This window comes from Streptomyces spinoverrucosus (assembly GCF_006539505.1).
Classification (GTDB): Bacteria; Actinomycetota; Actinomycetes; order Streptomycetales; family Streptomycetaceae; genus Streptomyces; species Streptomyces spinoverrucosus.
In genome coordinates this window covers 1-26,266 of record NZ_BJND01000094.1, presented here as the reverse complement: position 1 = coordinate 26,266, position 26,266 = coordinate 1, and the positions used below count along the sequence as shown (strand labels likewise).

Sequence of the window (26,266 nt, the reverse complement as noted above, 5' to 3'; positions counted from 1 at the left end):
AATTATTAACGGGTTGGACCCGGAACTTCGGTTCCGGGTCCAACCCTTTTTTGTTCTGCGTCACTTGAAGTTCACGTTGCGCAACCACGATCCCCAGCATGGGTACTGCTGCAATGCTCAGGGCCGCCGGCGTCGGAGTCGGTGACGAGGTCATCGTGCCGGCCTTCGGGAACGTCGAGGTCTCCGAAGCCGTGACCCTGGCAGGGGCGCGCCCGGTGTTCGCCGACATAGACCCCGTGTCCTACTGCCTCGACGCCTCCGCGGTCGAAGCGGCCGTGACTCCGCGTACCGTGGCCGTCGTTGTCGTACACCGATTTGGTCGGCCGGCGGATGTCGTGCGGCTGCACGCAGTGGGGCAGCGGCACGGGATTCTGGTGCTGGAGCAAGGGGAATCCGAGGCGCCGTACGACGAGGTCGCGCAGCGTCGGCAGCGGGCTGCCTATCTGGATGCGAAGTTGAAGGGTGTGTACACGCCGGACGGCGGGGACGGGCACACCTATCAGCAGTACGTGGTGCGGGTGCCCGGGAATGGGCGGCCGGATCGGGATGCGTTCGCACAGGCCCTGCGGGCCAGGGGAGTTGAGTGTCGCGTGCCGGTGAAGACACCGGTGCACCGGCTGCCTGCATTTCGGCAGTGTGTCTCGCTGCCGGAGACCGAGCGGGCCGCCGCGGAAACCCTTGCGCTGCCCGTGGACGGTGGATTGACGAAGCGGGACATGCAGCGGATCGCGTCCGCGTGCAATGCGCTGGGCGGACTGTTGCAGCCTGCCCTCTGATCGTTTCCGGTGCCGGGCGATCGCGGTTGGGAGCACGGGTCTGTTCGGGGTATGATCTATTCCGTTGCCGCGAGGGAAACGTCGTAGGCGACCGGCCCCTATAGCTCAGTCGGCAGAGCGTCTCCATGGTAAGGAGAAGGTCAACGGTTCGATTCCGTTTGGGGGCTCCACAACAAAAGGCCTCCGCCCTTTCGGGCGGGGGCCTTTTGGCTGTTCGGATGTCGTTCAGGCGTTGTTCAGGCCGTTGTGGAGGCCCGGCACGCGCATCGCCAGGATCGCCATGTCGTCGGAAGGGGCGTCCGAGGCGAAGCGTTCCACGGCGCGCATGATGCGGGCGGCGACCGCGCCCGCCGTGAGGCCGGTGCAGGTGGTGAGGACGTCGGCGAGGCCGTCGTCGCCGAGCATGCGGCTGCCCTCCCGGCGTTCGGTGACGCCGTCCGTGACGCACAGGAGCACGTCGCCGGGGTCGAGGGTGACCGTCTGCTCGTAGAGGTCCAGGTCCTCCAGGACACCGAGGAGTGGCTGTGGTTCGGCGGCGGTCTCCACCGTGCCGTCCTGGCGCAGACGCAGGGGGAGCGGGTGGCCGGCGCAGACCACCTTCAGCTCCGCGCTGCCGTCCTCCTGGGGGCGCAGCTCGCCGTACAGGAGGGTCAGGAAGCGGCTGCGGGCGCCCTCGTCGAGGATCGCGGAGTTGAGGCGCTGCAGGACCGCGGGGCCGCTGAGGCCCTCGCGGGCGAGCAGGCGCAGGGCGTGCCGGGCCAGGCCGGTGACGGCCGCCGCGTTCGGGCCCGTACCGCAGACGTCGCCGATGGCGAAGCCGTAGGCGCCGTCGCGGATGGGGAAGAGGTCGTAGAAGTCGCCGCCGACCTCGTTGCCCTCGCCGGCCGCGCGGTAGATGACGTCGACCTCCACGCCGTCGATCGCGGGGAGGCCCGGCGGGAGGAGGCTGCGCTGGAGGGACTGGCTGATGGCCGTGCGCTCCGAGTACAGGCGGGCGTTGTCCAGGGCGAGGGCGGCCCGGCGGCTCAAGTCCTCGGCCAGTTCCAGGATCTCCTGGCGGAAGTGGTCGTCGGTGGGCTTGCCGAGGGTGAGCATGCCGATGACGCGGTTGCGGGCGACCAGGGGGAGGACGACCGTCTCGCCGCCGACTGCCGAGGCCGTCGCCAGGGTCGTACCGATGCCGCCGCTGACCGTGGCGGGTTCGCCGAGGCCCAGGCTGCGCATGGAGGTGCGGAGGGCCGCCTGGTGGGCGGCTTCCGCCGGGGCCGACCAGACGCGGGCGCCCGGGGTGGGTACCGGGTCGGGCGGGGGAATCTTCGACAGCAACGACTTGATGCCGTCGATGAGTTCCTCGTCCTCGTGCAGCACGTACGAGAGGTACGGCTCCGAGGCCTGGTCGGCGATCGTGTAGACCGCGCACCAGGTGGCCAGCGTCGGGACCGTCATCTGGGCCATCAGGGCGAGCGTCTGGTCGCGGTCCAGGGTGCCGGCGAGCAGGTCGGATGCCTCGACGAGGAAGCTCAGTGAGCCGCGGCGCAGCCGTTCGAGTTCGCCGAGGCGGGCCGACTCGACGGCCAGGGCGATGCGGTCGGCGGCGAACTGGAGGCGCAGCGCCTCCTCGTTGGAGTATCTGCCGGGGGCCTCCGCGGCGACGCCGAGGGAGCCGGTGAGGCGGCCCTCGACCTTGAGCGGGACCGTGACGACCGAGCGCATGCCCGTGCCGTTGAGCAGCGGTACGGCGCCGGGGACGGCCGTGAGGTCGTCGTGGACGGCCGGCATGCGGGCCGAGCCGTAGCGGCCGGGGCCGGCCTCGACGGGGACGCGGGCGAAGCGCTGGCGTGCGGAGGGCAGGCCCGTGGAGGCGCGGACCTCCAACTCCGTTTCGTCGTCGGTGGCGAGGAGCAGGAACGCGGAGTCGCCGTCGAGCATGTCGCGAGCGCGTTCGACCGTGCGCTGGAGGAGGCCGTCGAGGTCGTCGGGGGCGGGCGAGCCGATGAACACCTCGAAGGGGTCGGTGCTCTGGCCCTCGGAGGAGGTGGTCGTGTCGGACGCCGTGATGCGCAGCGGCGTTTGCAGGACGGCTCGTTCGTGGTCGCGGACGAGGAGGCAGACCGTGGAGGGCTCGCCGGCGGTGTCGCGGACCCGAAGGTGGGAGGCGTACACCGGTACGACCCGGCCGCCGGCGTCGCGGATGCCGTAACTGCCTTCCCAGCGCGAGAGTTGCAGTGCCTCGGCGATGCCGGTGCTGGTGCCCGGGGTGTGCGGCCAGGCGGCGAGGTCGGTGAGGGGTTTGCCGGTGACCTGCTCGCCCTGGTAGCCGAAGAGTTCCTCGGCGTCGTCGTTCCAGGCCGTGATCGAGCCGTTGCGGTCGATCTGGATGACGGCGACGCGGACGCGGCCGTCGGCCATCGGGAGCAGGTCGGCGGGGAGGGACGGGCCGGCGGTGCGGGTGCCCACGGCGCGTTCGGGTAGGTCGAGTTGGAACCAGACCTGCTTGTGCGTGGGTGTGTACTCCACGCCCCAGCGGCCGGCCAGCGCCGCGCACAGTTGGAGGCCGCGGCCGCCCTCGCGGTCGGGGCTGCCCATGTTGACGGCGGAGCCCTGGAGCGGGACTTCGCGCTCCGGGTAGTGGTCGGCGACCTCGATGCGTACGCCGTCGTCGAGGCGCAGGCACAGGACGTCGGCGGTGGTGCCGGCGTGTACGACGGCGTTGGTGACCAGTTCGCTGGTGAGCACCACGGCGTCGTCAATGATGTCGGCGTGTCCCCAGCCCTGGAGCGTGTCGCGGACGAAGGAGCGCGCGGAGGCGACCGAGCGCCCGACGGGCTCGAAACTGGCGGCCGCGCGCGCGGTGATCACAGAACTCCTCGACCTGCTCTCGACGTGCTGGGCTGCGGGGCCGACCGGCTCGCGTCGCGTCTGCGACGGCAGGCCGCTCTTCGGCCGGGGGTCCGGGGGCTGTCCCCCCGGGATCAGTCCGGTGGTCATGTGTGCGGCCGCCCCTCCGATGCCCGCTCGTTCTCGTGCCACCGCCCAGGCCGGACGGAACCGGTGCGGCTGGACAGCCGCATGCAAGGTTACTTACCTTCGCGGTTCATGCGGATGCCGGTCTGCAGTGTTTCCGTCCGGAGGGTGTGCGGACGATGTGCGAAGCTGCCGAACTGTTATGGCCTGGTTCGGACGGGGTGAAACACTGGGCAGGCTTCTGGGTGGAGGTCCGGACAGGGCGAGTGTGATGCGCGTACGGCGGGCAGCAGCCCCTGGTGCGGTCCGGTACCTCCTGGTGAGATGGACGGCTGGTACCACCGGGCGCAGATACGCAGTAGTAATCGGTACGCCGAGCAGTAGTAGCCGAGCACGGCAGTAATGGTCGACCCCTGCGGGAGGGACACAGTGGAGTCTGGCGCAGCGACGCGGGGCACGAAGCCGCGCGCGAAGGGCGGACAGTCCCCGAGCAACCGGAACGGGACCACTGAGGTGGACACCGCTGCCCTGAACCGGCTGCTGGCGGCCCTGGTCTCGATGCGGGACGGCAACTTCCGCAAGCGGCTCACGGTGTCCGGGGACGGCGTGATGGCGGAGATCGCCGCCGTCTTCAATGAGGTCGCCGACCGAAATCTGCACCTTACGGGTGAGTTGTCGCGGGTGCGGCGTGTCGTGGGACGTGAGGGAAAACTCACCGAACGGCTGGACGCGGGGGCCTGTGAGGGGTCCTGGGCGGCCGCGATCGACGCCTCGAACGCGCTGGTCGACGATCTGGTGTGGCCGGTGTCCGAGGTCAGCCGGGTGCTGTTCGCCGTGGCCGAGGGCGATCTGTCGCCGCGTATGGAGCTGCGGACGAACGCGCCCGACGGGAGCGGGCATCCGCTGCGCGGGGAGTTCCTGAAGGTCGGGCGGACCGTCAACAACCTGGTCGACCAGTTGTCGACGTTCACCGACGAGGTCACGCGTGTGGCGGGCGAGGTGGGCACCGAGGGCAAGTTGGGCGGGCAGGCCCAGGTGCGCGGTATGTCCGGTTCGTGGAAGGACCTGACGGAGTCCGTCAACACGATGGCGGACCGGCTGACCGCTCAGGTGCGGGACATCGCGCTGGTGACGACGGCGGTCGCGAAGGGCGATCTGTCCCGAAAGGTCACGGTTCATGTGGCCGGTGAGATGCTGGAGTTGAAGGAAACCGTCAACACGATGGTGGACCAGCTCTCCGCGTTCTCCTCCGAGGTGACCCGGGTCGCCCGTGAGGTGGGTACCGAGGGCGAGCTGGGCGGGCAGGCGCAGGTGCCCGGGGTGGCCGGTGTGTGGAAGGAGCTCACGGACTCCGTCAACACCATGGCCGGCAACCTCACCGCTCAGGTGCGCGGGATCGCCGAGGTGACGACCGCGGTGGCCAACGGTGATCTGTCGCGCAAGGTGACCGTGCAGGCGCGTGGTGAGGTGGCGCAGCTCGCCGAGACCATCAACCAGATGACCGAGACGCTGCGGATCTTCGCGGACGAGGTCACGCGTGTGGCCAACGAGGTCGGTGCGGAGGGGCGGCTCGGCGGGCAGGCGAACGTGCCAGGTGCCGCGGGCACCTGGAAGGACCTGACCGACTCCGTCAACACCGTGTTCCGGAACCTGACCACTCAGGTGAGGGACATCGCCGCGGTGACGACGGCGGTCGCCAATGGTGACCTCTCGCAGAAGGTCACCGTGGACGTGGCCGGCGAGATGCTGGAGCTGAAGAACACCGTCAACGGGATGGTGGACCAGCTGTCCGCCTTCGGTTCCGAGGTCACGCGCGTGGCGCGGGAGATCGGCGACGAGGGTGAGCTGGGCGGCCAGGCGCAGGTGCCGGGCGCCGCGGGGACGTGGAAGGACCTGACGGACTCCGTCAACACGGCGTTCCGGAACCTCACCGGACAGGTGAGGAACATCGCCCAGGTGACGACGGCGGTCGCCAATGGTGACCTCTCGCAGAAGGTCACCGTGGACGTCTCCGGCGAGATGCTGCAGCTGAAGAACACCGTGAACACGATGGTCGACCAGTTGTCGTCGTTCGCCGACCAGGTCACGACGATGGCCCGGGAGGTCGGCACCGAGGGGCGGCTCGGCGGGCAGGCGCGCGTGGAGGGCGTCTCCGGTACGTGGAAGGAGCTGACCGACGCCGTCAACTCCATCACCGGCAACCTGACCGCCCAGGTGCGGCAGATCGCCCAGGTGACCACGGCCGTGGCGCGGGGTGATCTGTCGCAGAAGATCACCATGGACGTGCGCGGGGAGATCCTGGAGCTGAAGAACACCGTCAACACGATGGTGGACCAGCTCTCCGCCTTCGCCGACCAGGTGACCCGGGTGGCCCGTGAGGTGGGTACGGAGGGCCGGCTGGGCGGTCAGGCGCAGGTGCCCGGCGTCGCCGGTGTGTGGCGCGACCTGACCGACTCGGTGAACGGCATGGCCGGCAACCTCACCGCCCAGGTGCGCCAGATCGCGCAGGTCGCGACGGCGGTGGCGCGGGGTGACCTCTCGCAGAAGATCACCGTGGATGCGCGCGGGGAGATCCTGGAGCTGAAGAACACCCTCAACACGATGGTGGACCAGCTGTCCTCGTTCGCCGAGGAGGTCACCAGGGTGGCCCGCGAGGTGGGCACCGAGGGCAAGCTGGGCGGCCAGGCCGAGGTGCAGGGCGTCTCCGGCACCTGGAAGGACCTCACCCAGTCCGTCAATTTCATGGCGAACAACCTCACCGTCCAGGTGCGCAGCATCGCCCACGTCACCACCGCCGTCGCCAAGGGCGACCTCTCGAAGAAGATCACCGTCGACGCCAAGGGCGAGATCCTCGAACTCGTCACCACCGTCAACACCATGGTCGACCAGCTGTCGTCCTTCGCCGACCAGGTGACCCGGGTCGCGCGCGAGGTGGGCACCGAGGGCATCCTGGGCGGCCAGGCGCATGTGCCGGGCGTCACCGGCATCTGGAAGGACCTCAGCGACAACGTCAACCTGATGGCCAAGAACCTCACCGTTCAGGTGAGGAACATCTCCCAGGTCGCCGCGGCGGTCGCCAATGGTGACCTGACGCGGACGGTGACGATCGAGGCGCGCGGTGAGGTGGCGCAGCTCGCCGACACCTTCAACACCATGGTGAAGACGCTGAGTTCGTTCGCCGAGCAGGTCACCAAGGTGGCCCGTGAGGTGGGCACGGACGGCATCCTCGGTGGTCAGGCGCACGTACCGGGTGTGGCCGGTACGTGGAAGGACCTCACCGAGTCGGTGAACCAGATGGCGTCCAACCTGACCGGCCAGGTGCGCAACATCGCCATGGTGACGACGGCGATCGCCAAGGGTGACCTGACGAAGAAGATCGACATCGATGCGCGCGGTGAGATCCTCGAACTGAAGACGACCATCAACACGATGGTCGACCAGCTGTCCTCCTTCGCCGAGGAGGTCACGCGCGTGGCCCGCGAGGTGGGCACGGAGGGCCAGCTGGGCGGCCAGGCGCGCGTGCGGGACGTCGACGGCACCTGGCGGGACCTGACGGAGTCCGTGAACGAGATGGCCGGGAACCTGACCCGGCAGGTGCGTGCCATCGCGCGCGTGGCGACCGCGGTGACCCGCGGCGACCTCAACCTGAAGATCGACGTGGACGCCTCCGGCGAGATCCAGGAACTTCAGGACTACATCAACAAGATGATCGCCAACCTGCGCGACACCACGATCGCCAACAAGGAGCAGGACTGGCTCAAGGGCAACCTCGCCCGGATCTCCGCGCTGATGCAGGGCCGTCGGGACCTGGAGGACGTGGCCTCGCTGATCATGAGCGAGCTGACGCCGGTGGTCTCCGCCCAGCACGGGGCGTTTTTCCTGGCGATGCAGCCTGCCGACAGCGCGGGCAAGGAGGACCCGTACGAGCTGCGGATGCTGGGCTCGTACGGCTACTCGATGGGCTCCATGCCGACGTCGTTCCGGCCCGGTGAGGCGCTCGTCGGCACGGCCGCCCAGGAGAAGCGCACGATCCTGGTCGAGAACGCGCCCAGCGGCTATCTGAAGATCTCCTCCGGGCTCGGCGAGGCACCGCCCGCGCAGGTGATCGTGCTGCCGGTGCTGTTCGAGGGCAAGGTGCTCGGCGTGATCGAGCTGGCCTCGTTCACGCCGTTCACGCAGATCCAGAAGGACTTCCTCAACCAGATCGCCGAGATGATCGCGACCAGCGTCAACACCATCTCCGTCAACACCAAGACGGAGGTGCTGCTGAAGCAGTCGCAGGAGCTGACCGAGCAACTGCGTGAGCGCTCCGCCGAGTTGGAGAACCGGCAGAAGGCCCTGCAGGCGTCCAACGCCGAACTGGAGGAGAAGGCCGAGCTGCTGGCCCAGCAGAACCGCGACATCGAGGTGAAGAACACCGAGATCGAGGAGGCGCGGCAGGTCCTGGAGGAGCGCGCCGAGCAACTCGCGGTCTCGATGCGCTACAAGAGCGAGTTCCTGGCCAACATGTCGCACGAGCTGCGTACGCCGCTGAACTCGCTGCTCATCCTGGCCAAGCTGCTCGCCGACAACGCGGACGGCAACCTCACCCCGAAGCAGGTCGAGTTCGCCGAGACCATCCACGGGGCGGGCTCCGACCTGCTCCAGCTGATCAACGACATCCTGGACCTGTCGAAGGTCGAGGCGGGCAAGATGGACGTCTCACCGACGCGTATCGCGCTCGTCCAGCTCGTGGACTACGTGGAGGCCACCTTCCGGCCACTGACCGCCGAGAAGGGCCTGGACCTGTCCGTACGGGTGTCTCCCGAGCTGCCCGCCACGCTGCACACCGACGAGCAGCGGCTGCTGCAGGTGCTGCGCAACCTGCTGTCGAACGCGGTGAAGTTCACCGACTCGGGCTCGGTCGAGCTGGTCATCCGGCCCGCGCGCGACGACGTGCCGCAGGCCATCCGGGAGCAGCTGCTGGAGGCCGGGTCGCTGACCGACGCGGACGCCGACCTGATCGCGTTCTCGGTGACCGACACCGGCATCGGGATCGCGGCGAGCAAGATGCGGGTGATCTTCGAGGCGTTCAAGCAGGCGGACGGCACGACCAGCCGCAAGTACGGCGGTACGGGCCTCGGCCTGTCCATCTCACGGGAGATCGCGCAGCTGCTCGGCGGTGAGATCCACGCGCAGAGCGAGCCGGGCCGCGGCTCCACCTTCACGCTGTACCTGCCGTTGCACCCGAGCGAACTGCCCCCGCACGGCTACCAGCAGCCGACGCCCAGCCTTCCGACCGCCGGGGAACGCGCCGAGTGGCCGGAGCTGACCGAGGTGGCGGTCGAGATGCCGGCGGAGGTGAAGTCGTACCACGAGACCCAGAACGGCGCCGCCGCGCTCTTCCGGCGCCGTCGCAGGAGCACGCCCATGGCCGAGCAGCGGGCCCTGCCGCAGGAGGCGTGGCAGGCCGGTGAGGCGGAGGCGGAGGCACACCCGCGCGCGGGCGTCCGGTTCGGGGGTGAGAAGGTACTGATCGTCGACGACGACATCCGCAACGTCTTCGCGCTCACCAGCGTCCTGGAGCAGCACGGGCTGTCGGTGCTGTACGCCGAGAACGGCCGTGAGGGCATCGAGGTGCTGGAGCAGCACGACGACGTGGCGGTCGTCCTGATGGACATCATGATGCCCGAGATGGACGGGTACGCGACGACTACGGCGATCCGCAGGATGCCGCAGTTCGCCGGGCTGCCGATCATCGCGCTGACGGCCAAGGCGATGAAGGGCGACCGGGAGAAGGCGATCGAGTCGGGCGCGTCCGACTATGTGACGAAGCCGGTCGACCCCGATCACCTGCTGGCGGTGATGGAGCAGTGGATGCAGGCCGAATGAACAGTGGATGTCCTTGGGGAGTTGTTGACTCTGAGTGTGCGTAGTCGTGTAGAAGTGCGGTGTTCGGGGAACCTTCTGGTCCCCTGCTGCGTTTCTGCTACGTGCACAGTGACATCGCGGTGACAGGGTGTGGCGACAGGCGGGGTGCGGCTACGATGACCGGCACGAGGATGGGCGGCGCAACGGAGTCGTCCCACGGGGCGGCGCCCGGTGCACTGCCGGGGCGAGGAGGGCGGGCCATGGTGCAGAAGGCCAAGATCCTCCTGGTCGATGACCGGCCGGAGAATCTGCTGGCGCTGGAGGCGATCCTCTCGGCGCTCGATCAGACGCTGGTGCGGGCATCGTCCGGGGAGGAAGCGCTCAAAGCACTGCTCACGGACGATTTCGCGGTCATTCTGCTGGACGTCCAGATGCCAGGAATGGACGGTTTCGAAACCGCCGCGCACATCAAGCGGCGTGAGCGGACCCGGGACATCCCGATCATCTTCCTCACCGCGATCAACCACGGCCCGCACCACACCTTCCGGGGCTACGCGGCGGGAGCGGTGGACTACATCTCCAAGCCGTTCGACCCGTGGGTGCTGCGCGCGAAGGTCTCCGTGTTCGTCGAGCTGTACATGAAGAACTGCCAGCTGCGCGAGCAGGCGGCGCTGCTGCGGCTCCAGTTGGAGGGCGGCGGCAAGGGCGCGGTCGGCGGCAAGGAGTCCGCCGGGCTGCTCGCCGAGCTGTCGGCGCGCCTCGCGGCCGTCGAGGAGCAGGCCGAGGCGCTCTCCAAGCAGCTCGACGACGAGTCCGCGGACGCCGCGGCGGTGGCCACGGCGGCTCATCTGGAGCGCAAGCTCACGGGGTTGCGGCGGGCGCTGGACGCGCTGGAGCCGGGCACCGGCGGGACCCCCTCGGTGCCGTCGCAGAACTGACGGCGAGCCGGGCCGAGTTGCCCGCCCGAAGTTCCGGGTACGTTCACGGAGCCGACGTGTCGGTGGCCTTGCACACGTCACCCGCTCATGAGCCCGCGTCAATTGCGTGTCCGTGCGCGGGCGACACGAACGGGTGAAGCAGTAGGCGCACGTGTCCACTGTCGTCTCCACCGGTAACCTCACACCTATGGCCTCACGTCCCTCCGCAGCCAAGAAGCAGCCCGCCAAGAAGGCTGCCGCTTCCGCGAAGGCTCCGGCGAAGAAGGCCGCCGCGAAAAAGGCCCCGGCGAAGAAGGCGCCCGCCAAGAAGGCTCCGGCGAAGAAGGCCGCGCCCAAGCCGGCGCCGAGCCCGACCGGGGGCATCTACCGGCTCGTCCGCGCGATCTGGCTCGGCCTGGCGCACGCCGTCGGCGCCGTATTCCGCGGCATCGGGCAGGGCGCCAAGAACCTCGACCCGGCCCACCGCAAGGACGGCATCGCGCTGCTGCTGCTCGCGCTCGCGCTGATCGTCGCCGCGGGCACCTGGTCCAACCTGCGCGGCCCCGTCGGCGACCTCGTCGAGGTACTCGTCACCGGCGCCTTCGGCCGGCTGGACCTGCTCGTGCCGATCCTGCTCGCGGTGATCGCCGTGCGCTTCATCCGGCACCCCGAGCAGCCCGAGGCCAACGGCCGGATCGTCATCGGCCTGTCCGCGCTGCTCATCGGTGTGCTCGGCCAGGTCCACATCGCCTGCGGCTCGCCCGCCCGCAGCGCCGGCATGCAGGCCATACGGGACGCCGGCGGCCTCATCGGCTGGGGCGCGGCGACCCCGCTCACGTACGCCCTCGGCGAGATGCTCGCCGTAGCGCTGCTGGTGCTGCTCACGATCTTCGGGCTGCTGGTCGTCACGGCCACCCCCGTCAACGCCATCCCGCAGCGGTTGCGGCTGCTCGGCACGAAGCTCGGCCTCGTCCGCGACTCCGAGGAGTACGAGGACGGGCCCACAGAGGACGACGAGCGCTACGACGACCAGTGGCGCGAGGCGCTGCCCGCACGGCCGCGCAGGCGCGGACAAGCCCCGCAGCCTTACGACCCCGACAGCGCCGAACAAGAGGCCCTCTCCCGGCGTCGCGGCCGCCCCAGGCGCTCGTCCGTGCCGCAGCCCGAGCGGGAGCGGCAGAAGGACGCCGTGGACGTCGCCGCGGCCGCCGCTGCCGCGCTCGACGGTGCCGTCCTGCACGGCATGCCGCCCTCGCCGATCGTCGCCGACCTCACCCAGGGCGTCAGCGTGGGCGACCGCGCGGAGACGACCCCGACTCCGACGCCGGTGCCGGCCGCGCGCGCCAAGCAGGAAAAGCTGGAGACCGAGGTCCCCGACCTCACCAAGTCGCCGCCCGCACAGCCGCGCGACCTGCCGCCGCGCGCCGAACAGCTCCAGCTGTCCGGCGACATCACCTACGCCCTGCCGTCCCTCGACCTCCTCACGCGCGGGGGCCCCGGCAAGGCGCGCAGCGCCGCCAACGACGCCGTGGTGGCCTCGCTGACGAACGTCTTCACCGAGTTCAAGGTCGACGCCGCGGTCACCGGCTTCACGCGCGGGCCGACGGTGACGCGCTACGAGGTCGAGCTCGGGCCCGCCGTGAAGGTCGAACGGATCACCGCGCTCACCAAGAACATCGCGTACGCCGTCGCCAGCCCCGACGTGCGCATCATCAGTCCCATCCCCGGCAAGTCGGCGGTCGGTATCGAGATCCCGAACACCGACCGCGAGATGGTCAACCTCGGCGACGTGCTGCGGCTGGCCGAGTCCGCCGAGGACGACGACCCGATGCTGGTGGCGTTCGGCAAGGACGTCGAGGGCGGGTACGTCATGCACTCGCTGGCGAAGATGCCGCACATGCTGGTCGCCGGAGCCACCGGTTCCGGTAAGTCGTCGTGCATCAACTGCCTGATCACCTCGGTCATGATGCGGGCGACCCCGGAGGACGTCAGGATGATCCTGGTCGACCCCAAGCGCGTCGAGCTGACCGCCTACGAGGGCGTTCCGCACCTGATCACGCCGATCATCACCAACCCGAAGCGGGCCGCCGAGGCGCTCCAGTGGGTCGTACGGGAAATGGACCTTCGGTACGACGACCTGGCGGCGTACGGCTACCGGCACATCGACGACTTCAACCGTGCCGTACGCGAGGGCAAGGTCAAGCCGCCCGAGGGCAGCGAGCGGGAGCTGCAGCCGTACCCCTATCTGCTGGTGATCGTCGACGAGCTGGCCGACCTGATGATGGTGGCGCCGCGGGACGTCGAGGACGCGATCGTGCGCATCACGCAGCTCGCGCGCGCGGCCGGTATCCATCTGGTGCTGGCCACGCAGCGGCCGTCCGTGGACGTCGTGACCGGTCTGATCAAGGCGAACGTGCCCTCGCGGCTGGCGTTCGCCACGTCGTCGCTGGCGGACTCGCGGGTCATCCTCGACCAGCCCGGCGCCGAGAAGCTGATCGGCAAGGGCGACGGGCTGTTCCTGCCGATGGGCGCGAACAAACCGACGCGTATGCAGGGCGCGTTCGTGACCGAGGAGGAGATCGCGGCCGTCGTCCAGCACTGCAAGGACCAGATGGCGCCGGTCTTCCGGGACGACGTCACCGTCGGCAGCAAGCAGAAGAAGGAGATCGACGAGGACATCGGCGACGACCTCGACCTGCTGTGCCAGGCGGCCGAGCTGGTCGTCTCCACGCAGTTCGGGTCGACCTCCATGCTCCAGCGCAAGTTGCGCGTCGGCTTCGCCAAGGCCGGACGGCTGATGGACCTGATGGAGTCGCGGAACATCGTCGGGCCGAGCGAGGGGTCCAAGGCGCGGGACGTTCTGGTGAAACCCGATGAGCTGGATGGCGTGCTCGCCGTCATCCGTGGGGAGTCTGAAGGGTAGGCAAGCGGGTCACGCTCGTCGGCTCGCCGCACGCGGTTGTTCGATCGTGACTCACCCGTAAGGGATCATTGAGCAACCGTTTCCCTGCCACGAACGTCAAGTTGAGCGAAGCGACAGACATCCGCCTCACCATTCGTCAAGCAACACGCCCGGCGATGGGACGTCCGGCCATTCCGATGGCGTACAAAGTCCCTCCGCCGGGTTGCCTCACCCTTTTGCACCCCCCCTAGACTGAACCTCCAGCACAGGTGGCTACACGCTCGAAAGGCGCCCCCGTGTCCATCGGCAACTCCCCTGAAGACGAGCGTCCGTTCGAAGACGTATCCGAGGAAGCCCGCCCCTCCATCGGCCGTGCCCTGCAGCAGGCGCGTATTGCCGCCGGGCTGACCGTCGATGACGTCAGTACCGCCACCCGGGTCCGCATCGCCATCGTGCACGCCATCGAGGCGGACGACTTCGCGCCCTGCGGCGGCGACGTCTACGCGCGCGGGCACATCAGGACCCTGGCCAAGTACGTCCACCTGGATCCGGCCCCGCTTCTCGCGCAGTACGACGCCGAGCGCGGCGGGCGTCCGGCGCCGACGCCGGCGGCGCCGCTGTTCGAAGCCGAGCGCATTCGTCCGGAGCGGCGGGGGCCCAACTGGACCGCGGCCATGGTCGCCGCGATCGTCGCCGTGATCGGCTTCGTCGGCTTCACCCTGTTCAGGGGCGGCTCCGAGGACGGCTCGAAGTCGGCGGTCGCCGAGGGAGCCAAGCCCTCGGCCGGCAAGACCGCCTCGCCGTCCGCCGACGCGACCAAGCCCACCGACCCCAAGCCCGACCCCACCGAGAGCGCCATCGCGGCCGCGCCCCGCGACAAGGTCACCGTCCAGGTCAGCGCCGTCGACGGCCGCAGCTGGATCTCCGCCAAGGACCACAACGGCCGGCTCCTGTTCGACGGGCTCCTCAAGCAGGGCCAGTCCAAGACCTTCCAGGACAGCTCGAAGATCAACCTCGTGCTGGGTGACGCGGGGGCCATCCAGCTGTACGTCAACGGCAAGAAGATCGAGGACGACTTCCAGCCCGGCGCCGTGGAGCGGCTCACGTACACGAAGGGCGATCCGCAGGTCGGGTAAGCGGTCTTCCGAGGGGCGTGGTGCTGCGGGGTTGGGCAAGATCGGCCAACCCCGTCGACGTGGGGTGTCAGTGGGACGAAGTAGTCTTGAGCCCATGCCTGAACGCCGTACCGTCGCACTTGTCACCCTTGGCTGCGCCCGTAACGAGGTGGACTCGGAGGAGCTCGCAGGCCGTTTGGAGGCGGACGGCTGGGAGCTCGTCGAGGAAGCCGGGGACGCGGACGTCGCCGTCGTGAACACGTGCGGCTTCGTCGACGCCGCCAAGAAGGACTCCGTCGACGCCCTCCTGGAGGCCAATGACCTCAAGGGGCAGGGCAGAACCCAGGCCGTCGTGGCGGTGGGCTGCATGGCCGAGCGGTACGGCAAGGAACTCGCCGAGGCCCTCCCCGAGGCCGACGGCGTGCTCGGTTTCGACGACTACGCGGACATCTCCGACCGGCTGCAGACCATCCTGAGCGGCGGCATCCACGCCGCCCACACCCCCCGTGACCGGCGCAAGCTGCTGCCGATCAGCCCCGCCGAGCGGCAGTCGGTGTCCGATGTGGCCCTGCCGGGCCACGGTGCCCCCACGGACCTGCCGGAGGGCGTCGCCCCGGCCTCCGGTCCGCGTGCGCCACTGCGCCGCCGCCTCGACGGCGCCCCCGTCGCCTCGGTGAAGCTGGCCTCCGGCTGCGACCGGCGCTGCTCCTTCTGCGCCATCCCGTCCTTCCGCGGCTCCTTCATCTCGCGCCGCCCGAGCGACGTACTGAACGAGACGCGGTGGCTGGCCGAGCAGGGCGTCAAGGAGATCATGCTGGTCTCCGAGAACAACACCTCCTACGGCAAGGACCTGGGCGACATCCGACTGCTGGAGTCGCTGCTGCCGGAGCTGGCGGAGGTCGACGGCATCGAGCGGGTGCGGGTGAGCTACCTCCAGCCCGCCGAGATGCGGCCCGGCCTGATCGACGTACTGACCTCGACACCGAAGGTCGCCCCGTACTTCGACCTGTCCTTCCAGCACTCCGCGCCCGACGTGCTGCGCGCGATGCGGCGCTTCGGTGACACCGACCGGTTCCTGGAGCTGCTCGACACCATCCGCAGCAAGGCGCCCGAGGCGGGCGTGCGGTCCAACTTCATCGTGGGCTTCCCCGGGGAGACCGAGGCCGACCTGGCCGAGCTGGAGCGGTTCCTGAATGGGGCGCGGCTGGACGCGATCGGCGTCTTCGGCTACTCCGACGAGGAGGGCACGGAAGCGGCCACGTACGACAACAAGCTCGACGAGGATGTCGTCGCCGAGCGGCTCGCCCACATCTCGCAGCTCGCGGAGGAACTCGTCTCGCAGCGGGCCGAGGAGCGCGTCGGGGAAACCGTGCGCGTGCTGGTGGAATCGGTGGACGGCGAGGAGGGTACCCACGGCCGTGCGGCGCACCAGGCGCCCGAGACGGACGGGCAGGTGCTGCTCACCGGCGTCACGGGCGGCGAGGCGCTGAGCGTCGGTCGTATGGTCGAGGCGAAGGTGCTCGGTACGGAAGGTGTCGACCTGGTGGCCGAGCCGCTGGCCGCGTTCGTGAGCGCCGGCGGCGAGGGCCGGGCCGGCAGTGAGGAGGCGGGCAGATGACCGGAGTACCGGCGTCCGCCGCGGGTGGCTCCGCCCAGGCGAACGGCGCCGCCGCGGCCTCGAAAGGGGCCTCCTCGAACCCTAAGAGGGCTTCCCTGAAGAAGGGTTCCGCGCAGGGCAGGGGTGTGTCCGGCGGCGCGGGTGCCGTGGGCGTGGGCGGGTCCGGCGCGGGTGTCACTGGGGCGGGGGCCACTGGTACGGGGGTGTCCGGGGCGGGCGCTACTGGTACGGGCGTCTCCGGAGTGGGCGCCACTGACGCGGGTGCCTCCGGGGCGGGCGCCGATGGTGTGCAGATGGGTGCGAAAGCGGCGCGCGGCGGGAAGATCGCCGCCGCGGCGGTGGACCAGGCCAGCGTCTGGAACATCGCCAACCTCCTGACCATGCTCCGACTGGTCCTCGTCCCCGGCTTCGTCGCGCTGATGCTGGCCGACGGCGGATACGACCCCGCGTGGCGCTCGCTCGCCTGGGCGGCCTTCGCCATCGCCATGATCACCGACCTGTTCGACGGGCATCTCGCGCGCACGTACAACCTCGTCACCGACTTCGGGAAGATCGCCGATCCCATAGCCGACAAGGCGATCATGGGTGCGGCGCTGATCTGTCTGTCGGCGCTGGGCGATCTGCCGTGGTGGGTGACCGGGGTGATCCTCGGACGGGAACTCGGGATCACACTGCTGCGTTTTCTGGTCATTCGCTACGGCGTCATTCCCGCCAGCCGCGGCGGAAAGCTGAAGACCCTCACCCAGGGCGTGGCCGTCGGGATGTACGTGCTGGCGCTCACCGGATGGCTGGCCACCCTGCGGTTCTGGGTGATGGCCGCGGCGGTCGTGCTGACCGTGGCGACCGGACTCGACTATGTGAGACAGGCCATTGTGCTGCGCAGGCGGGGAATCGCCGAGCGCAAGGCCGCGTTGGAGGAGACGAAAGAGTGAGTTCCCCGGCCACCGAGGTGGTGCGACTACTCACGGTGAGGGGCGAGACCGTCGCCGTTGCCGAGTCGCTGACGGGTGGCCTGGTCGCGGCGGAGCTGACCGCGGTTCCGGGGGCGTCCAAGGCCTTCCGTGGGTCCGTGACGGCGTACGCGACCGAGCTCAAGCACGAACTGCTCGGCGTCGACGCCACCCTGCTGGCGCAGCGCGGAGCGGTGGATCCGCAGGTCGCCGCCCAGATGGCGGCCGGCGTGCGGAAGGCGCTGGGTGCCGACTGGGGCATCGCGACGACGGGTGTCGCCGGGCCGGAACCCCAGGACGGACAGCCCGTGGGAACGGTTTTCGTGGCCCTGGACGGGCCGTTCGGACCGGCTTCCGGTTCTGCCGGTGGCGGAAAAGTGGAGGCCTTGAGGTTGAACGGCCACCGGGCGGAAATTCGTATGGAGAGTGTACGGAGCGTACTCGCACTGCTTCTGAGAGAGCTTGCGAGCGAACAGACTGGGAATGAGCGGGCACAGGATACGGAACGGAACGGGGGGTTTTGATGTTTGCAGCCCTGAGTGAACACGACATCGCTCCCCGCACGGCCGCAGCACGAGGCGGTACGGTGGGGCGTGAAGGATGCGGCTACGCGGTCCGAGGAGGGAGCCACCGATGATTCTGCTCCGTCGCCTGCTGGGTGACGTGCTGCGTCGGCAGCGCCAGCGCCAGGGCCGTACTCTGCGCGAAGTCTCCTCGTCCGCCCGAGTCTCACTCGGCTATCTCTCCGAGGTGGAGCGGGGGCAGAAGGAGGCTTCCTCCGAACTGCTCTCCGCCATCTGCGACGCGCTGGACGTACGGATGTCCGAGCTCATGCGGGAAGTGAGCGACGAGCTCGCCCTCGCCGAGCTGGCCCAGTCTGCAGCGGCCACCCCCAGTGAGCCTGTGCCCACGCCGGTTCGTCCGATGCTGGGTTCCGTGTCGGTGGCCGGTGTGCCACCGGAACGGGTGACCATCAAGGCGCCCTCCGAGGCGGTGGATGTGGTCGCCGCGTGAGCTGAGTCTCGCGGTCTCGCGTGTGCGGCACGTGCTGCGTCGCGTCCTGAGTCACATGCGAGCAAGCGTCTGAGGAAACGTGTGAGGCCCCGGCCGGGGCTTCTCCGGGGAGACCCGGGGGAGTGTCGTCGGGGTTTTCGCGTTTCCGGGGTCTCCGTTCGGACTCGTTTCGATTCCGTTTTGGGTGCGTTTGCCGGTCCCCGGGGGCGCGGTCATCGTGGAGGGACATGACGGGCCAGCCAACGGAGGTGCGATGTACGTCGTGAAGAGCCCGCTGTCCGACGCCGACCTGAAGACGGTCGCCGAGGCGTTGCAGGGTGCCCTCGTCGATCTGATCGACCTCTCTTTGGTGGCCAAGCAGATCCACTGGAACGTGGTCGGGCCCCGCTTCCGCACCGTGCACCTTCAGCTCGACGAGGTCGTGACCAGCGCACGCGGGCACTCGGACACGGTCGCCGAGCGGGCGTCGGCACTGGGCGTCCCGCCCGACGGGCGGGCCTCGACGGTGGCTGTGGGCAGCGGTATCGCGGCGACGGCCGGCGGCTGGATCAGGGACGCGGAGGCGGTCGAGGCGCTCGTGGACGCGCTGGGGGCGGTGATCCGGCGGATGCGTGAGCGGGTGGCGGCGACTACGACGGCGGATCCGGTCTCGCAGGACATTCTGATCGGGATCACGGGGGATCTGGAGAAGCATCGGTGGATGTTTCAGGCTGAGAACGGCTGAGGTGGGTGGGGACGTCGGCTTCGGTGGACCTGGATGCTTGGGTGGCGAGGTTGGTCTCGCCTGGCCCGGCGTGCCCGGGGCGCGGGGTTGACGCCGGTTGACCCGGGTGCCCCGGTTTCCGTGGGCGTCGGTGAGTGGTGCGCCCCTGTGCCGCTGGTGCGCCCTCCCGTGGCGGGAGGGCACGTGACTAGCGTCGTCCCGGACGTAAGGACGGGCTTTCTGGCGTCGAGCTGGAGGTGACGGCCATGGCGGGGCGGATAGTGCGCTGGGGGGCCGTACTGGGGCTCGGCGCGGTGTGGTGGTGGGCCGTGCTGCGGCTGGCGGTGGCGCCTGATGCGGGGGCGCTGGAGGGGGCGGTCGCGGCCGGGGGGTGGGGGCTGAGCCTGTTGCCGGTGCACTGTGTGCCCAGGGGGCATGCGGCGGGCTCGCTCGGGAAGGCGGCGTGGCGGGCGGCCTGTGGGACCGCTACCAGGGCATCGCCACGCCCCCGTTCGGACGGAGGATCTGGCCTGTCGTGAAGGCCGACGCCTCCGAGGCCAGGTACAGGACGGTGTGGGCGACGTCCTCCGGTTCGCCGACGCGGCCCAACGGGGACATCCGCGCCATCAGCGCCTCCGTGTGCGCCTGGGCCGCACTGTCGTGGCGGTCGGTCATGGGCGTGCGAATCCAGCCCGGCGCGATCGCGTTCACACGGATGCCGTACCGGCCCACCTCGGTCGCCAGCGTCTTCGTCAGCTGTACGACGGCCGCTTTGGCCGCGCCGTAGCACAGCAGACCTGGGCCGCCGGTGTCGACGGCGCCGGACGCCATGGTGATGATGCTGCCCTTCACGTCGTGGCTGAGCATCAGGCGGGCGGCCTCCTGGCAGGCGTAGAGGACTCCCTTGAAGTTGACGCTCAGTACGCGGTCGAGGTCCTTGTCGCGGGTCTCCAGGACCGGGCTACTGTGCATGATGCCGGCGATCGCGGCCAGCACGTCCAGGCGTTCGCAGGACTCGACGGCCTGTCTGACCTGGGCGCGGTCGGTGACGTCGAGGTGGTGGGTGCGGGCTGTGCCGCCCTGACTTTTGATCAGCGTGGCCGTCTCGTGCAGGCCGTGGGCGTCGCGGTCGGCGCAGTGCACGGTGGCGCCTGCCTGGGCGAGCAGGATCGCCGAGGCGCGGCCGATGCCGTTGGCGGCGCCGGTGATGAGCGCGGTGCGTCCGGTGAGGTCGTATGCCTGTACGGCCATGTGGGGACCGTACGGCGATTTCTGACGGGTCGTCAATTAGCTGGGCGGGGTTGGGTTGCTCCGGGGCGTACGGCTCGGGGTTCCGCCGGTGCGTGGGGTGCCGGGCGTCGGGGAGGGGCCGGTCTGGCAGTGCGGGCACCAGTAGGTGGGGCGCTCGCGGGAGCCGTCGCCCTGGTCGGCGACGCGGATGGAGGTGTGGCAGCGCAGGCAGGGGCGGGGTGCGCGGCCGTACACGAACAGGTCCTGGCCGCGGCGGCCCGTCGTACTGCGGACCGGGCGGTCACGGTTGGCCTCCAGGAGCTTCTTCGCCAGGGACGGGAGCTTGGCCGCGCGGTCGGCGGGGAGGGCGCCGATCGGGAGCCAGGGCGTGGCGCCGAGCAGGAAGCAGAGTTCGCTCTTGTAGACGTTGCCGATGCCGGCGAGATTGCGCTGGTCCAGGAGAGCCTCGCCGAGGGGGCGGGCGGGGTCGCCGAGCAGGTTGGCCAGGGCCTGGTCCGGGTCCCAGTCCGGGCCCAGCAGGTCGGGGCCGAGGTGGCCGACGACTCGGTCCTCGTCGGTGGTGCGGAGGAGGTCGAGGACGGGGAGGCGGTAGCCGACCGCGGTGTGGTCGGGGTTGCCGAGGATGACGCGGATCTGGTGCGCGGGGCCGCCGGTCCAGCGTGCGCCGGTCGCGTACACCTTCCAGGAGCCGTCCATCTTGAGGTGCGAGTGGAGGGTCAGGCCGCCTTCGATGCGGGTGAGGATGTGCTTGCCGCGCGGGGTGACGTCGAGGATGGTGCGGCCGGTGAGGTCGGCCGTCGCGTACTTCGGGACGCGGAGGTCGGAGCGGGTCAGGATCTTGCCGGCGAGGGCGGTGTGCAGGCGCCTCGCGGATTGCCAGACCGTGTCTCCTTCGGGCATGGGTTCAGGGTGGCATGTTCGGGGGGCGGATTCTCAGGGGGGTCGCTGGGCGGTCTCTGGGGCCCCGGGCGGGCAGGGGCTGGGGCTCGGGCGGGCAGGGGCTGAGGTCTCGGGTGGACCGGGGGGCTGGGGCCTCCGGGGGCGCTCCGGTCGTGGGTTGTGGGCTCACGCCCGTAGGCGCAGGCCTCGGGGCGTTGCGATGAAGCCCGCTGTCTCCAGGAGAGTGCCTATGGGAGACGTCAGGGCGGGGGTGCCGTTGATGCGTTCCACGGTGACCGTGCCCAGGGAGCCCGCGCGGGCGGCTGCGGCGAGCGCCTCGGCGGCGACGCTCAGGCGTGGGTCGTCGGTGGGGGTGGCGTCCGGGGTGGCGGGCCAGGCCAGCAGGGTTTTGCCGCCGCGTTCCATGTAGAGGGTCGGTTCGCCGTCGACCAGGACGACCAGGGATCCCGCCTTGCGGCCCGGCTTGTGGCCGGCGCCGGTCGGGGGCTCGGGCCAGGGCAGGGCGGCGCCGTACGCGTTGGCCGGGTCGGCGGCAGCGAGGACGACGGCGCGGGAGGCGGGGGTGGGGCGGTTGCGGCGGGCGGGCGCGCCGGTGCCGTACGGGGTGTGGCCGCCGTTCTGCCACGTGGAGGTCTGGGGGGTGGCGGCGTGGTCCTTCGGGGACACGTACTCGCCCGGTGCGGGGTGGGCGAGCGGGGCGTCGCCGTCGGGGTCGTTGTACGCCTCGTCGTCCTGGTAGGCGTGGTCGTCGAAGGGGCCGAGGGCGTCGGCGGGGGTGAAGTAGCCGTCGGGTGCGGCGGTGCTGCTGTCTCCGAAGGTGCCGCTTCCGGTGGGGGAGCCGGTGGGGCCTTCTCCGAAGGTGTCGTTGCCGAAGGTGCCGCTTCCGGCGGGAGCGCCGGCGCCGAATCCGAAGGTCGGGTCCGGCAGGCCCTCGCCGCGGTCGCGGGCGTTGGCCACGGCTCGGAGGCGGTCGACGGCGCCGTCCATCGCGAACTGGGCGGCGCCGAGGCCCTCCACCACGTAGCCACGCCGGGCCTGCCCGCTCTCCTCGAAGGCGGACAGGATGCGGTACGTCGCCGAGAACCCGCCTTCGACGCCTTCCGCGGCGACCGCTCCCCGGGTCACCACGCCGTGCCGGTCGAGGAGGGTGCGGGCCAGGGCATGGGCGCGGACGGTGGGGTCGGGTTCGTGGGCCGGGAGCAGGGACCAGCGGCCGGCGACGGTGGGCGGGCCGCTGCGGGACGCCGTACGGGCGGCGGCGGTGAGCGAGCCGTAGCGGCCGCGCGGGATCGTTCGCTTGGCGCGGTGGGCTGTGGAGCCCGCGGTACGGCCCGAGCCGAGCAGGGAGCGCAGGGGGGCGAGAGTGTCGTTGGTCAGTCGGCCGGACCAGGCCAGATCCCAGACGACGTCGGCCAGTTGGGGCTCGGTGACCTCGGGGTGGGTGGTGGCGCGGACCTGGTCGGCGATCTGGCGGAAGAACAGTCCGTAGCCTCCGGAGAGGGCGTGCAGGACGGACTCGTGGAGGGCCGTCAGCTCCAGGGGGTGCGGGGGCGGCAGCAGCAGGGGGGCCGCGTCCGCCATGTACAGGGACACCCAGCCGTCCTTGCCGGGGAGTGCGCCCGCTCCGGCCCACACCACCTCGCCGGAGGCCGTCAGCTCGTCCAGCATCGCCGGGGTGTAGCTGGTGACGCGGGACGGCAGGACGAGCTTCTCCAGAGCGGAGGCGGGCACCGAGGCGCCCTGCAACTGCTCGATGGCGCGCACCAGTCCGTCGATGCCCCGCAGCGCGTGGCCCCGGCCGATGTGCTGCCACTGCGGGAGGAACTGGGCCAGCGCGGCCGGCGGGACCGGCTCCAACTCGTGCCGCAGGGCGGCCAGGGAACGGCGGCGCAGCCGGCGCAGGACTGCTGCGTCGCACCACTCCTGGCCGATGCCGGCCGGATGGAACTCGCCCTGTACGACCCGCCCCGACGCCGCGAGCCGCTGCAGGGCGCCCTCGGTGACCGCCACGCCAAGGCCGAAGCGGGCGGCGGCCGTGGCCGAGGTGAACGGGCCGTGGGTGCGGGCGTAGCGCGCGAGGAGGTCACCCAGCGGGTCCTTCACCGGTTCCATGAAGGCTTCCGGGACGCCGACCGGCAGGGCCGTGCCGAGCGCGTCGCGCAGGCGGCCCGCGTCCTCGATCGCCGCCCAGTGGTCGGCGCCGGCGATACGGACCTTGATCGCACGCCGGTGGCCGGCCAGCTCCTGGGCCCACTGCGGCTCGGCGCCCCGCTCGGCCAACTCGGCGGCGGTGAGCGGACCGAGGAGCCGGAGCAGGTCGGCGACGCCCTCAGCGTCCTTGACCCGGCGGTCCTCGGTGAGCCACTGAAGCTCCCGCTCCAGCTCGGTCAGCACCTCCGCGTCGAGCAGCTCGCGCAGCTCCGCCTGGCCGAGCAACTCGGCGAGCAGGCGGGAGTCCAGCGACAGGGCGGCGGCGCGGCGCTCGGCGAGCGGCGAGTCCCCCTCGTACAAGAACTGGGCGACGTACCCGAACAGAAGGGAGCGTGCGAAGGGGGACGGCTCGGGGGTGGTGACCTCGACCAGGCGGACCTTGCGGGACTCCAGGTCGCCCATCAGCTCGACGAGGCCGGGGACGTCGAAGACGTCCTGGAGGCATTCGCGGACCGCCTCCAGGATGATCGGGAACGAACCGAACTCGCCCGCCACCTGGAGCAGTTGGGAAGCACGCTGGCGCTGCTGCCACAGGGGGGTGCGCTTGCCCGGGTTGCGGCGGGGCAGCAGCAGCGCGCGGGCGGCGCATTCGCGGAAGCGGGACGCGAACAGGGCCGAGCCGCCGACCTGGTCGGTGACGATCTGGTCGACCTCGCCCTTGTCGAAGACGACGTCCGCCGCGCCGATGGGGGCCTGCTCGGCGTCGTACTCCGTGCCCAGCTTCATCGGCTCCTGGTCCAGCAGGTCCAGGCCCATGAGGTCGGCGTCGGGCAGGCGCAGCACGATGCCGTCGTCTGCGTGCATGACCTGGGCGTCCATGCCGTACCGCTCGGAGAGGCGGGCGCCGAGCGCGAGTGCCCACGGGGCGTGCACCTGGGCGCCGAAGGGGGAGTGGACGACCACGCGCCAGTCGCCGAGCTCGTCGCGGAAGCGTTCGACGACGATGGTGCGGTCGTCGGGGACGTGGCCGCAGGCCTCGCGCTGTTCGTGCAGGTAGGACAGCACGTTGTCGGCGGCCCAGGCGTCGAGGCCCGCGGCGAGCAGGCGGAGGCGGGCGTCCTCCTTGCCGAGGGAGCCGACCTCGCGCAGGAACGCGCCCACCGCGCGCCCCAGTTCGAGCGGGCGGCCGAGCTGGTCGCCCTTCCAGAAGGGGAGGCGGCCCGGGACGCCCGGGGCGGGGGAGACCAGGACCCGGTCGCGGGTGATGTCCTCGATGCGCCAGGAGCTGGTGCCGAGCGTGAAGACGTCCCCGACGCGGGACTCGTAGACCATCTCCTCGTCGAGCTCGCCGACCCGGCCGCCGCCCTTCTTGGGGTCGGCGCCTGCCAGGAAGACGCCGAAGAGGCCGCGGTCGGGGATCGTGCCGCCGGAGGTGACGGCGAGGCGCTGCGCGCCGGGGCGGCCGGTGATCGTGCCCGCGACGCGGTCCCACACCACGCGCGGGCGCAACTCCGCGAACGCGTCCGACGGGTAGCGGCCGGCGAGCATGTCGAGGACCGCGGTGAACGCCGACTCGGGGAGCGAGGCGAAGGGGGCGGCGCGGCGGACCATGGCGAGCAGGTCGTCGACCTGCCAGGTGTCCATCGCCGTCATGGCGACGAGCTGCTGGGCGAGGACGTCGAGGGGGTTGGCGGGGACCCTCAGGGACTCGATCGCGCCGGTGCGCATCCGCTCAGTGACCACGGCAGCCTGGACCAGGTCGCCGCGGTACTTCGGGAAGACGACGCCGGTGGAGACCGCGCCGACCTGGTGGCCCGCGCGGCCGACACGCTGGAGACCGGAGGCGACGGAGGGCGGGGATTCCACCTGGACGACGAGGTCGACCGCTCCCATGTCGATGCCGAGTTCGAGACTGGAGGTGGCGACGACGGCCGGGAGGCGGCCCGCCTTGAGGTCCTCCTCGACGAGGGCGCGCTGCTCCTTGGAGACCGAGCCGTGGTGGGCGCGGGCGATGACGGGCGGGGCGCCCTGGGCGGCGCCGGAGCCGCCCATCAGTTCGGCCGGGGCGTGGTGTTCGTCCAGGGTCTCGCCGGTCGCTTGTTCGTAGGCGATCTCGTTGAGGCGGTTGCAGAGGCGCTCTGCGAGGCGGCGGGAGTTGGCGAAGACGATGGTGGAGCGGTGGGACTGCACGAGGTCGGCGATGCGCTCCTCCACGTGCGGCCAGATGGACGGGCGGTCGCCGCCCTCGGGGCCGCCGTCGGTGGCCGGGGAGCCGCCCAGTTCGCCCATGTCCTCGACCGGGACCACGACCGAGAGGTCGAATTCCTTGCCGGACTTCGGCTGGACGATCTCCACCTTGCGGCGGGGGGAGAGGAAGCGGGCGACCTCGTCGACCGGGCGGACGGTGGCGGAGAGGCCGATGCGGCGGGCCGGCTTCGGCAGGAGCTCGTCCAGGCGTTCGAGGGAGAGGGCGAGGTGGGCGCCGCGCTTGGTGCCGGCGACGGCGTGCACCTCGTCGAGGATGACGGTCTCGATGCCGGTCAGGGACTCGCGGGTGGCCGACGTGAGCATCAGGAACAGGGACTCGGGGGTGGTGATCAGGATGTCCGGGGGGCGGGTGGACAGGGCTCGGCGCTCTGTGGCCGGGGTGTCGCCGGAGCGGATGCCCACCTTGACGTCGGGCTCGGGCAGGCCCAGGCGGACGGACTCGTGTCGGATGCCGGTGAGGGGGCTGCGGAGGTTGCGCTCCACGTCTACGGCGAGGGCCTTGAGGGGCGAGACGTAGAGGACTCGGCAGCGCTTCTTCGGGTCGGCGGGGTGGGGGGTGGAGGTGAGCTGGTCGAGGGCGGCGAGGAAGGCGGCCAGGGTCTTGCCCGAGCCGGTGGGGGCGACGACCAGGACGTCCGAGCCCTCGCGGATGGCCTGCCACGCGCCCGCCTGGGCTGCGGTGGGCGCGGAGAAGGCCCCCGTGAACCAGCTGCGGGTCGCGGGGGAGAAGCCGTCCAGGGCTCGGTGTGTGGAGCTCGCCATGGGTCCATCCTGCACCTCGGCACTGACAATGGGGCTGACCTGCGGGTTTGGGTGTGATGGGGTGCTGGGTGGGTGGTGCGGGTGCCTGCGGCGGCCTGCGCGGGTGGTGTGCGTGGTTGCGGTGG

15 protein-coding genes and 1 tRNA gene are annotated in these 26,266 nt (G+C 70.7%); 12 read left to right on the top strand and 4 right to left on the bottom strand.

Translation table 11 applies throughout. The features are described from left to right. The first annotated feature begins 113 nt into the window (after positions 1–113). Complete coding sequence (locus SSP24_RS39005) at positions 114–776, top strand: DegT/DnrJ/EryC1/StrS family aminotransferase (protein ID WP_141315469.1); 663 nt, start codon at positions 114–116, stop codon at positions 774–776. A gap of 94 nt (positions 777–870) precedes the next feature. Next, positions 871–946: transfer RNA gene (locus tag SSP24_RS39000), tRNA-Thr, on the top strand. 55 nt (positions 947–1,001) lie between these two features. On the opposite strand, the gene SSP24_RS38995 is transcribed toward SSP24_RS39000, so the two are convergent. Next, positions 1,002–3,764 (bottom strand): SpoIIE family protein phosphatase, encoded by a 2,763-nt coding sequence (locus SSP24_RS38995; protein ID WP_141315467.1) that lies wholly within the window; start codon positions 3,762–3,764, stop codon positions 1,002–1,004. A 405-nt stretch (positions 3,765–4,169) separates the two neighbouring features. Here SSP24_RS38995 and SSP24_RS38985 point away from each other — a divergent pair, with 405 nt between their 5' ends. From SSP24_RS38985 to SSP24_RS44610, 10 genes are all read left to right on the top strand, one after another. Then, complete coding sequence (locus SSP24_RS38985) at positions 4,170–9,611, top strand: HAMP domain-containing protein (protein WP_141315465.1); 5,442 nt, start codon at positions 4,170–4,172, stop codon at positions 9,609–9,611. 239 nt (positions 9,612–9,850) lie between these two features. Then, on the top strand, positions 9,851–10,528 hold the full coding sequence (locus SSP24_RS38980; RefSeq protein WP_141315464.1) for a response regulator: 678 nt from the start codon (positions 9,851–9,853) through the stop codon (positions 10,526–10,528). A 187-nt stretch (positions 10,529–10,715) separates the two neighbouring features. Then, a complete protein-coding gene (locus SSP24_RS38975) occupies positions 10,716–13,430 on the top strand; it encodes a DNA translocase FtsK (protein WP_174864793.1) in 2,715 nt (904 codons plus the stop codon). A gap of 275 nt (positions 13,431–13,705) precedes the next feature. Continuing rightward, positions 13,706–14,545, top strand: a complete 840-nt coding sequence (locus SSP24_RS38970; protein WP_141315460.1) for a helix-turn-helix domain-containing protein — start codon at positions 13,706–13,708, stop codon at positions 14,543–14,545. A gap of 94 nt (positions 14,546–14,639) precedes the next feature. Further along, entirely contained in the window at positions 14,640–16,142 is a 1,503-nt protein-coding gene (gene rimO, locus SSP24_RS38965) for a 30S ribosomal protein S12 methylthiotransferase RimO (RefSeq protein ID WP_141315458.1), read from the top strand. Continuing rightward, positions 16,139–17,074 (top strand): CDP-diacylglycerol--glycerol-3-phosphate 3-phosphatidyltransferase, encoded by a 936-nt coding sequence (pgsA, locus tag SSP24_RS38960; RefSeq protein WP_141315456.1) that lies wholly within the window; start codon positions 16,139–16,141, stop codon positions 17,072–17,074. Before rimO ends, pgsA begins: the two co-directional genes overlap by 4 nt. Further along, positions 17,071–17,616 (top strand): CinA family protein, encoded by a 546-nt coding sequence (locus tag SSP24_RS38955; protein ID WP_141315454.1) that lies wholly within the window; start codon positions 17,071–17,073, stop codon positions 17,614–17,616. The genes pgsA and SSP24_RS38955 overlap by 4 nt, the downstream gene beginning before the upstream one ends. 109 nt (positions 17,617–17,725) lie before the next feature. Then, positions 17,726–18,106 (top strand): helix-turn-helix domain-containing protein, encoded by a 381-nt coding sequence (locus SSP24_RS38950; RefSeq protein WP_141315452.1) that lies wholly within the window; start codon positions 17,726–17,728, stop codon positions 18,104–18,106. A 253-nt stretch (positions 18,107–18,359) separates the two neighbouring features. After that, positions 18,360–18,830: a Dps family protein gene (locus SSP24_RS38945; protein ID WP_141315450.1), complete on the top strand. Its 471-nt coding sequence runs from the start codon at positions 18,360–18,362 to the stop codon at positions 18,828–18,830. 245 nt (positions 18,831–19,075) lie between these two features. Beyond that, complete coding sequence (locus SSP24_RS44610; protein WP_141315448.1) at positions 19,076–19,348, top strand: hypothetical protein; 273 nt, start codon at positions 19,076–19,078, stop codon at positions 19,346–19,348. On the opposite strand, the gene SSP24_RS38935 is transcribed toward SSP24_RS44610, so the two are convergent. The 3 genes from SSP24_RS38935 to SSP24_RS38925 all read right to left on the bottom strand — a co-directional run bounded on the left by SSP24_RS38935 (position 19,296) and on the right by SSP24_RS38925 (position 26,141). Beyond that, entirely contained in the window at positions 19,296–20,060 is a 765-nt protein-coding gene (locus SSP24_RS38935) for an SDR family NAD(P)-dependent oxidoreductase (protein ID WP_141315446.1), read from the bottom strand. The two genes, SSP24_RS44610 and SSP24_RS38935, sit on opposite strands and share 53 nt — an antisense overlap. Positions 20,061–20,096: 36 nt before the next feature. Next, positions 20,097–20,960, bottom strand: coding sequence for an Fpg/Nei family DNA glycosylase (locus tag SSP24_RS38930; RefSeq protein WP_141315444.1), 864 nt, complete (start codon positions 20,958–20,960; stop codon positions 20,097–20,099). Positions 20,961–21,125: 165 nt separating this feature from the next. Continuing rightward, positions 21,126–26,141, bottom strand: a complete 5,016-nt coding sequence (locus tag SSP24_RS38925; RefSeq protein WP_141315442.1) for an ATP-dependent helicase — start codon at positions 26,139–26,141, stop codon at positions 21,126–21,128. Between the last annotated feature and the right edge of the window lie 125 nt (positions 26,142–26,266).

Excerpts from the sequence above, each read along its gene's own strand:
- SSP24_RS39005 (WP_141315469.1), top strand. The coding sequence starts at position 114 with ATGCTCAGGGCCGCCGGCGTCGGAGTCGGTGACGAGGTCATCGTGCCG.
- SSP24_RS38995 (WP_141315467.1), bottom strand. The coding sequence starts at position 3,764 with ATGACCACCGGACTGATCCCGGGGGGACAGCCCCCGGACCCCCGGCCG.
- SSP24_RS38980 (WP_141315464.1), top strand. The coding sequence starts at position 9,851 with ATGGTGCAGAAGGCCAAGATCCTCCTGGTCGATGACCGGCCGGAGAAT.
- SSP24_RS38975 (WP_174864793.1), top strand. The coding sequence starts at position 10,716 with ATGGCCTCACGTCCCTCCGCAGCCAAGAAGCAGCCCGCCAAGAAGGCT.
- rimO (WP_141315458.1), top strand. The coding sequence starts at position 14,640 with ATGCCTGAACGCCGTACCGTCGCACTTGTCACCCTTGGCTGCGCCCGT.
- pgsA (WP_141315456.1), top strand. The coding sequence starts at position 16,139 with ATGACCGGAGTACCGGCGTCCGCCGCGGGTGGCTCCGCCCAGGCGAAC.
- SSP24_RS38950 (WP_141315452.1), top strand. The coding sequence starts at position 17,726 with ATGATTCTGCTCCGTCGCCTGCTGGGTGACGTGCTGCGTCGGCAGCGC.
- SSP24_RS38945 (WP_141315450.1), top strand. The coding sequence starts at position 18,360 with ATGTACGTCGTGAAGAGCCCGCTGTCCGACGCCGACCTGAAGACGGTC.
- SSP24_RS44610 (WP_141315448.1), top strand. The coding sequence starts at position 19,076 with ATGGCGGGGCGGATAGTGCGCTGGGGGGCCGTACTGGGGCTCGGCGCG.
- SSP24_RS38935 (WP_141315446.1), bottom strand. The coding sequence starts at position 20,060 with ATGGCCGTACAGGCATACGACCTCACCGGACGCACCGCGCTCATCACC.
- SSP24_RS38930 (WP_141315444.1), bottom strand. The coding sequence starts at position 20,960 with ATGCCCGAAGGAGACACGGTCTGGCAATCCGCGAGGCGCCTGCACACC.
- SSP24_RS38925 (WP_141315442.1), bottom strand. The coding sequence starts at position 26,141 with ATGGCGAGCTCCACACACCGAGCCCTGGACGGCTTCTCCCCCGCGACC.